This is a genomic window from Nocardiopsis listeri (assembly GCF_020741345.1).
In the GTDB taxonomy this organism is placed as follows: Bacteria; Actinomycetota; Actinomycetes; order Streptosporangiales; family Streptosporangiaceae; genus Nocardiopsis; species Nocardiopsis listeri_A.
Genome location: NZ_DYZD01000285.1, coordinates 1 through 8,209, shown reverse-complemented (window position 1 = coordinate 8,209; position 8,209 = coordinate 1). Strand labels below are relative to the sequence as shown.

The following is an 8,209-nucleotide window of genomic DNA, read 5'->3' as shown; positions in this document are numbered from 1 at the left end:
CAGACAGGCGCCGATGGCCGCGCTGTAGAGGTTGTAGGCGCGTTCTCGGGCCCGCCGCCGCTCAGCGGTCTGGAGTGGGATACCACCGCAGACGCTCTCCGAGAGCAGCGGTGTGATCCGTGTTCGGGGGGTCTCACCGGCGGGCTCGGGGCCGATTCCGGGTTCGGTTCCGGTGCTGAAGAGGGTCATGTGCGTCCGATCTGTGCCGTGGCACGCCTTCCGTGGGACGCGCGAGTGGACTACCGCCGGCACCCCGGATTTCAGTGCTTCGCCCCACCCGCGATCGGCGAACGGCCCGATCCCGATCCGGCCTAAAGTGGCCACATGTCTTCGACCTCCTCCACCACCGAAGCGTCCCCCGTCATCGAGGCGCTCTCCTGGGTCCACGTACGTGACGGACGCCTGCTGTGCGTTCGCCCTGAGGACCGGGACCGGCTGTACCTGCCCGGCGGCAAGCGAGAGCCGGGTGAGACGGATGAGCAGGCCGTGGCGCGCGAGGCGTTGGAGGAGGTCAGCGTGGTGCTGCGCCCGGGCACGTTCGAACGCGTGGCGGTGATCGACCAGGAGGCGCACGGCCAGGCGCCGGGGACCCGCGTGGAGCTGGTGTGCTACACCGCAGAGCACGACGGGGAGATCGTCGCCGACAACGAGATCATCGAGCTGGTGTGGATCGGCCACGCCGAACGCGAACGCTGCGCCCCCGCCGTCCGCGACCTGGTGGGGCTGCTCCACGCCCGCGGTCTGGTCACCTGACCGACTCCTCCACGGGGTCGGGGCCCTCCTCGACCAGGAACCGGTGTCGCGCAGGAACAGGTTCGGTCGGGGTGGGTCGTCGGCCCGGACCGCCCGGGGGCCGGTTTCGTCCATGACCCGACCTTCCCCTCCCACCACGGCCGGCGACATCCGGAATCACCCGGAAACCTCCCCGGCCCCGAACCTGGACGCGAGAAAATCGGTGGCCGCCTTCGGATCGCCTGGTTAAAGTCCCTGAACGTGCGCCACCTACCTCAGCCTCCGGGCACACCCGACCACCGTTCGGCCGACCACTACCTTTTCTGGCTGGCCCGGCGGGAGTGGCGTTCCCTGCTGTGGTCCTCGTCGATCACCTCGGTCTACGTCCTGTGCACGATCCTGGTGTCCTACCTGCTCGGCGCCGCCCTGGACTCGGACCTGGCCGCCGGGAACCTCCACACCCTGCTGTACTGGTTCGCCCTCATCGCCTTGTGCTCCCTGGTGGCCGCCTCCCTCGTCCCCCTGCTCGAACGGGCCGCCTGCTTCAACTGGTACGCCTCCGCCTACCGCACGGTGCAGCTGGTCGCCCGCCGCTCCTCCCGCCTCGGACCGACCCTCACCCGGCGGCTTCCCACAGGCGAGGTGGTGTCGGTCGGCACCGACGACATCGACCGCATCGGCGACTTCTTCGAACGCTCCGACCTGATGGTCTCCTCCGTGGTCTCGGTGTTGCTGGTCGGCTTCCTGATGCTGACCTCGCACGTCACCTTCGGGCTCATCACGCTGGTCGCGGTACCGGTGATCGTCGTCGGTATGAGTCCGCTGCTACGGCCGCTCAACCATCGGACGCGCACGCACCGGGACCGGCAGGCCGACCTGACCACCAGAGCCACCGACCTGGTCGCCGGACTGCGGGTCCTGCGCGGGGTGGGCGGCGAACGTTCGGTGGGCGAACGCTACCGGGCCGAGTCCCAGCGGGTGCGTGCCGCCGGGGTCCGCGTCGGATGGATGGACGCGGCCCTGGAGGCCACCCGCACCCTGTATCCGGGGCTGCTGCTGGTGGGAATCGTCTGGTACGGCGCCCGACTGGCGTTGGTCGGCGAGATCACCGTGGGTCGACTCGTCGCCTTCTACGGTTACACCGGCGCCCTGGCCACGGCGGTGCGCTTCTTCATGCGGTTCTTCTCCGACCTGGTGACCGCCCGGGTCGCGGCCTCCCGTGTGGTGCGGGTCCTGAGCCTGGACCACGACCTGCCCGATCCCCGGTCTCCCGCACGGCCCCCCGGTGGCCCCTGCGACCTGCACGACCCCACCAGTGGGGTGCGGATCGTCCACGGCCGGGTCACCGGAGTCGTCTGCGCCGACCACTCCGACACGACCTCCCTCGTCGAACGGCTGGGCCGCTACCACGACGACGGAGAGGGCGCCGCGTTGGTCGGCGATCGTTCCGTCCGGCTGCGCGACCTTCCCCTGCGGGAGGTACGCCATCGCGTCCTGGTCGCCGGCAACGACGCCCACCTGTTCTCCGGCCGGCTGCGCGCCGAACTCGACCCCCGCGGTGCCCGCTCCGACGAGGAACTGACCGCGATGATCCGGGCCGCCGCGGCCGAGGACGTGCTCGCCCAGTCCCCGAAGGGCCTCGACGCGGAGCTCACCGCACGCGGCCGTGAGTACTCCGGAGGCCAACAGCAACGACTCCGGCTCGCTCGTGCCCTGCTCATGGAGCCCGAGGTGCTGTTGCTGGTCGAACCCACCTCCGCGGTGGACGCCCACTCCGAGGCGGCCATCGCCGAACGGCTCGCCCAGGCCCGCTCCGGCCGCACCACGGGGGTGGTCACCACCAGCCCACTGCTGCTCGACCGCGCCGACCACGTCCAGTTCGTCGAGGCCGGGCGTGTGGTGGCCGAGGGTTCCCACCGGGAGCTGCTCCGCGTGGACGCGTACGCCGCGACCGTCCTGCGCGCGACGGGAGAGACGACGGAGGAGAAGGTATGACCCGCATCGACGAACCCCCGACCTCCACCGGACCGATGTCCGACGGGCCGCCCACCACGCCGATCGAGTCGACGGCGCTGCCCGTGGCGCCCGTCTCCGCGGTCTGGGTGCGGCTGCGCCGGGCCGGACGCGAGCACGGCCCGCTTCTGCTCCTCGTGGTGACGTTGTACGCCCTGGCCACCGCTTCGGCGCTGGTCGCCCCCTGGATGCTCGGGATGATCGTGGACGCCGTTCGCGAGGGCGCCGCCCCGGCGCGCGTGGACGTCATGGCTCTGCTGATCGTGGCGTCCCTACTGGTCAACGCCGCGCTGTTGCTCGGTGCGGTGTCGCAGTCGATCCGTTTCGGTGAGGGGCTGCTGGCCGAACTGCGCGAGGAGTTCGTGCACGCGGTCCTGCGGCTGCCCCTCGGCACCGTGGAACGCGCGGGCACCGGTGACCTGGTCTCCCGCACCGGACGCGACATCAACTCGCTCAGCCTCATGGTGCGCCGGTCGGTGCCGGTGATCGCCACCGGTCTGACGACCGTGCTGGTCATCCTGGTGGCGCAAGCCGTGCTGCACCCGGCGCTCCTTCTCGCGTGGGCGCCGTCAGCCCTGCTCATCTGGGTGACCTCCCGCTGGTACGCCCGCCGGGCGGCGGACGGCTACCTGGCCGAGATGAGTACGTACTCGCGGCTCACCCAGGGCGTGTCCGACACGGTGGAGGGCGCGCACACCCTGGAGGCGCTGGGCCGCCAGGAGTGGCAGGACCTGCGCACCGACTCCGACGTTCGTCGCACCTACGCCGCCGAGCGGTACACGCTGTGGCTGCGCTGCATGTGGTACCCGCCGTTGGAGTTCGCCTATCTGTCCGCCGCGGCCACGACGTTCCTGGTTTCGGGGTGGCTGTTCATCCAGGGCGATCTGTCCCTGGGGCAGATCGCCACGGCCGTCTTCCTGACCGTGCAGATGTCCAAGCCGCTGGACCACATGATCGACCAGGTCGACAACGTGATGGTGGGCTTCACCGCGCTACGTCGGCTGTTGGGCGTGCGGTTCGCCGCCGAGGACACCCGTCCCGGAGCGGAGCCCGAGCCCCGTGAACCCGGAACCGTGGAGATCCGTGACGTCCGGTTCGGCTACGCCCCCGGTGTCGAGGTACTGCACGGCGTGGACCTGGATCTGCGCCCGGGCGAGCGACTGGCCATGGTGGGGCCCAGTGGTGCGGGCAAGTCCACCCTCGGCAAGCTGCTGGCCGGGGTACACCTGCCGGGTTCCGGCAGTGTGCGTGTGGGCGGGGTGGACCTGGCGTCCCTCTCCCTCGAAGAACGTCGCGAGCGGGTGATCCTGCTCAGCCAGGAGAGCCATGTCTTCCGCGGCACCATCGCCGAGAACCTCGCGTTGGCCCTCGACGAGAAGGACGACGACCGCGCCCGCCTGTGGCGGGCCCTGGAGGCGGTCGACGCCGACGCCTGGGTGCGCTCCCTGCCGGAGGGTCTGGACACGAAGGTGGGTTCGGGGCAGGACGGTCTCGACCCGGCGCACGTGCAACAACTCGCCCTGGCCCGGGTCATGCTCGCCGATCCCCAGGTCCTGGTACTGGACGAGGCCACGTCCCTGATCGATCCCCGTTCCGCCCGCGACCTGGAGCGTTCCCTGGCCGGTGTCCTGTCCGGCCGCACGGTGGTCGCGATCGCCCACCGCCTGTACACCGCCCATGACGCCGACCGCGTCGCCGTGGTCGAACACGGAACGGTCGCCGAGCTCGGCACCCACGAAGAGCTGCTGGCGCGAGGGGGTTCGTACGCCCGTCTGTGGCACGCCTGGCACGGCGATACCTAGGCCGGCGAACCCACGAAGGCCATTGGTCGGGACGGGGGAACCGTGAGGTGTCGATCTCCAGGTCGAAGGGCTCCGGAAACCGGATCCTCTCTCCGAAGTCCACGATGGTGACGTGGGGCAGGGGCGTGCGCCCGTCCCCACGGCTTCTCCTCACGGTCGATGCCCACGCCGCCCTTGGAGACGATCTCGGCCCACCGGGCGCGGCAAAACACTGGACGGGCCCTTCCGGGCGAAGGACACTGCTCGAATGACCTCCCCGGCGCTTCCTCCCATGTACCGCGACCTCGACTTCAACGGTCCGCTCTCCGACGAGCGGGCCGCGCGCCTGATCCACTCACTCGGTTCCCTGGAGGGGCACCACGTGGTGGACCTGGGCTGTGGCTGGGCCGAACTCCTCCTTCGCACTCTGAGCACCGAACCCACGGCCACCGGGTTCGGCATCGATCTCGGGGAGGAGAACATCCGGCACGGTCGGGCCGGCGCCGAGGCACGAGGGTTGGCCGACCGAGTGGAGCTGGAGGTCGGGGACGTCGGCGTGTGGAAGGGCGCACCCCCCGACGTGGTGTTCAACGTGGGCGCCGCCCATGTGTGGGGCGGCGATCCCGTCGCCCACACCGGAAACGCGCTCACCGCCCTGGCCGACCTGACGCGACCGGGTGGCCGGGTGCTGTTCGGTGAGTGCTACTGGAGGCGCCCGCCCTCCGATGAGGAGATCGCCTCCATGGCGGTGATCCCCCGTGACCAGTACCGGCCGTTGCCCGACCTGGTCGACTTCGCGCTCTCCCACGGCTTCCGGCTGTACTCCCTGTCTGAGGCCACGGTGGACGAGTGGGACCACTTCGAGAACGGCAACGCTTGGGGCATGGAGGACTGGATCCGGGACAACCCCGACTCCCCCGACTTCGACGAGGTCGTCCGGCGCACCGACGCCCACCTGCGACTCCGTCTGCACGGCCGGGACCTGCTCGGATTCGCCCACCTGACCCTCCTTCGGGTCTGAGAGCGCTCGTCCACAGGTTCCCGGTTCCGCTTGCGCGCGCCTCCCGGCGCACGCATGCTCGTTCCCAGGGGAGCCGACCGGCTCCCGGTGAGGAAGCACATGGACACGCGGGCACTCGTCGACGACGCCCGGCGGTCGGGGATCGAGGGGTTCTCGGCGGGCGCGATCGTTCATCGGGACGCCGGGCGGGAAATCCTCCTCCTGCGCCGTCGCGACGACGAGACCTCCTTCCCCGGGGCGGAGAGCCTGCCCTCGGGTGGAGTGGAACCGGGCGAGACCCTCCTCGACGGGTTGGCCCGGGAACTGCACGAGGAGATCGGACTACCCGTGGGGGTCCCACTCCGGTTGGAACCCTTCGTGACCTGGTTCGACTACGACTCACGGCACGGCGAGCGCAAACGCCAGTTCACGTTCGCACGACCACATGAGGGGGCACCGGTGCGGTTGTCGCGAGAGCACACGGACTTCCGGTGGTTCCCGGCCGAGGAACACTCCGAAAGTGACCTCACCCCACAGGTGAAGGCGGCGGTCCGGGAGTGGCTCGATCAGCGGAACGCTCTCGCCTGACGGCCCCGGAAACGGCGAAACCGGGCGGCCCCGTGAAGGGCCGCCCGGTCGTCGCGGGCGAGGTCGCGTATGCCGGACCCGCAGGACTTTCTGAACCTCTTAGAAGTCCATGCCGCCCATGCCACCGGTCGGGTCGCCGGCGGGAGCGGCGGCCTTCTCCGGCTTCTCGGCGATGACGGCCTCGGTCGTCAGGAACAGACCGGCGATCGAGGACGCGTTCTGCAGAGCCGAACGGGTGACCTTGGTCGGGTCGATGACGCCGTCCTTGAACAGGTCGGTGTACTCACCGGAAGCGGCGTTCAGACCGAAGCCGGGCTCCAGGTTCCTGACCTTCTCGGCCACGACGCCGCCCTCGAGGCCGGCGTTGATCGCGATCTGCTTGAGCGGCTCGGCGATGGCGCGGCGGACGATGTCGGCGCCGATGGCCTCGTCACCCTCCAGCTCGAGCTTCTCGAAGGCGGGGACGCTGGCCTGCAGCAGCGCGACGCCACCACCGGGCAGGATGCCCTCCTCGACGGCGGCCTTGGCGTTGCGGACGGCGTCCTCGATGCGGTGCTTGCGCTCCTTGAGCTCCACCTCGGTGGCGGCACCGGCCTTGATGACGGCCACGCCGCCGGCCAGACGGGCGAGGCGCTCCTGGAGCTTCTCGCGGTCGTAGTCGGAGTCGGTGCGCTCGATCTCGTTGCGGATCTCGTTCACGCGACCGGCGATGGCGGTGGCGTCACCGGCACCGTCGACGATGGTGGTCTCGTCCTTGGTGACGACGATCTTGCGCGCCTGGCCGAGCTGCTCGAGACCGGCGGTCTCCAGCTTGAGGCCGACCTCCTCGGCGATGACCTGGCCACCGGTGAGGATGGCCATGTCCTCCAGCATCGCCTTGCGGCGGTCGCCGAAGCCGGGGGCCTTGACGGCTACGGACTTGAAGGAGCCCTTGAGCTTGTTCACCACGAGCACCGCGAGGGCCTCGCCCTCGACGTCCTCGGCGATGATCGCCAGCGGCTTGCCGGCCTGGATGACCTTCTCCAGCAGCGGCAGCAGGTCCTTGACGGAGGAGACCTTGGAGGAGAGCAGGAGGATGTAGGGATCCTCGAGCACGGTCTCCTGACGCTCGGCGTCGGTGACGAAGTACGGCGAGATGAAGCCCTTGTCGAAGCGCATGCCCTCGGTGAGCTCCAGCTCGAGGCCCATGGTGTTGGACTCCTCGACCGTGATCACGCCCTCCTTGCCGACCTTGTCGAGGGCCTCGGCGATGAGCTCGCCGATGGCCTCGTCGGCCGCGGAGATGGCGGCGGTGGAGGCGATCTGCTCCTTGGTCTCGATCTCCTTGGCCTGCTTGAGCAGGGTCTCGGAGACCGCGGCCACGGCCTGGTCGATGCCGCGCTTGAGCGCGATCGGGTTGGCGCCCGCGGCGACGTTGCGCAGGCCCTCCTTGACCAGGGCCTGGGCGAGGACGGTGGCGGTGGTGGTGCCGTCGCCGGCGATGTCGTCGGTCTTCTTGGCGACCTCCTTCACCAGCTCGGCGCCGATCTTCTCGTAGGGATCGTCGAGCTCGATCTCCTTGGCGATCGACACGCCGTCGTTGGTGATGGTGGGGGCGCCCCAGGACTTCTCGAGCACGACGTTGCGACCCTTGGGGCCGAGGGTGACCTTGACGGCGTCGGCGAGCTGGTTCATTCCCCGCTCGAGGCCGCGCCGGGCCTCCTCGTCGTAAGAGATGAGCTTGGCCATTGTGGAATCTCTCCCGTGTCTGTGATGTCCACCCGGCCCAGTGCCCGCGACGGACGGGAGCCGACTCCGTGTTCATGTCCCACGGCGCCGACGCCCTCACGGGGCCGGAATGTTCAGGGCCCAGTGCGCGGGGGCTGTCACTCCCGTGCACCGAGTGCCAGCTCATCATAAGCACTCTGACCCCGAGAGTGCTAACCCTCCGCGCGGAGCGGACACGGCGCGTCGGCGCCGCCCGGCCGGGACGCGGACGCGCCGCCCCTCCGCAGGGAGGAGCGGCGCGTCGAGGCGGCGTCGGGAGAGGTCAGCCCTCGCCGCCCTCGTCCCCGCCGTCGTCGCCGTCGCCCGGCTCGGTGACGGCGACGAAGGT

6 protein-coding genes and 1 pseudogene are annotated in these 8,209 nt (G+C 70.2%); 5 read left to right on the top strand and 2 right to left on the bottom strand.

All coding sequences use genetic code 11. From position 1 onward, the window contains the following. Window positions 1–189 (bottom strand): annotated as a pseudogene (locus K8V84_RS15200) (toxin); the annotation flags it as partial. Between the two features lie 135 nt (window positions 190–324). On the opposite strand from K8V84_RS15200, the gene K8V84_RS15195 reads away from it, so the two are divergent. From K8V84_RS15195 to K8V84_RS15175, 5 genes are all read left to right on the top strand, one after another. Beyond that, a complete protein-coding gene (locus K8V84_RS15195; protein WP_304075333.1) occupies window positions 325–753 on the top strand; it encodes an NUDIX domain-containing protein in 429 nt (142 codons plus the stop codon). 240 nt (window positions 754–993) lie between these two features. Next, complete coding sequence (locus K8V84_RS15190) at window positions 994–2,727, top strand: ABC transporter ATP-binding protein (protein ID WP_304075332.1); 1,734 nt, start codon at window positions 994–996, stop codon at window positions 2,725–2,727. A 35-nt stretch (window positions 2,728–2,762) separates the two neighbouring features. Continuing rightward, window positions 2,763–4,547 carry an ABC transporter ATP-binding protein gene (locus K8V84_RS15185; protein WP_304075334.1) on the top strand — a complete coding sequence of 595 codons (1,785 nt, stop codon included), beginning with the start codon at window positions 2,763–2,765 and terminating at the stop codon, window positions 4,545–4,547. 247 nt (window positions 4,548–4,794) lie between these two features. Beyond that, window positions 4,795–5,547: a cyclopropane-fatty-acyl-phospholipid synthase family protein gene (locus K8V84_RS15180; RefSeq protein ID WP_304075329.1), complete on the top strand. Its 753-nt coding sequence runs from the start codon at window positions 4,795–4,797 to the stop codon at window positions 5,545–5,547. A 99-nt stretch (window positions 5,548–5,646) separates the two neighbouring features. Then, window positions 5,647–6,114 carry an NUDIX hydrolase gene (locus K8V84_RS15175; protein WP_304075326.1) on the top strand — a complete coding sequence of 156 codons (468 nt, stop codon included), beginning with the start codon at window positions 5,647–5,649 and terminating at the stop codon, window positions 6,112–6,114. 99 nt (window positions 6,115–6,213) lie between these two features. Here the strand turns inward: K8V84_RS15175 and groL are convergent, their stop codons facing one another. Further along, the gene (gene groL / locus K8V84_RS15170) at window positions 6,214–7,842 is read right to left on the bottom strand and encodes a chaperonin GroEL (RefSeq protein WP_304075323.1); all 1,629 of its coding nucleotides are present in this window, start codon (window positions 7,840–7,842) and stop codon (window positions 6,214–6,216) included. Window positions 7,843–8,209: the final 367 nt, after the last annotated feature.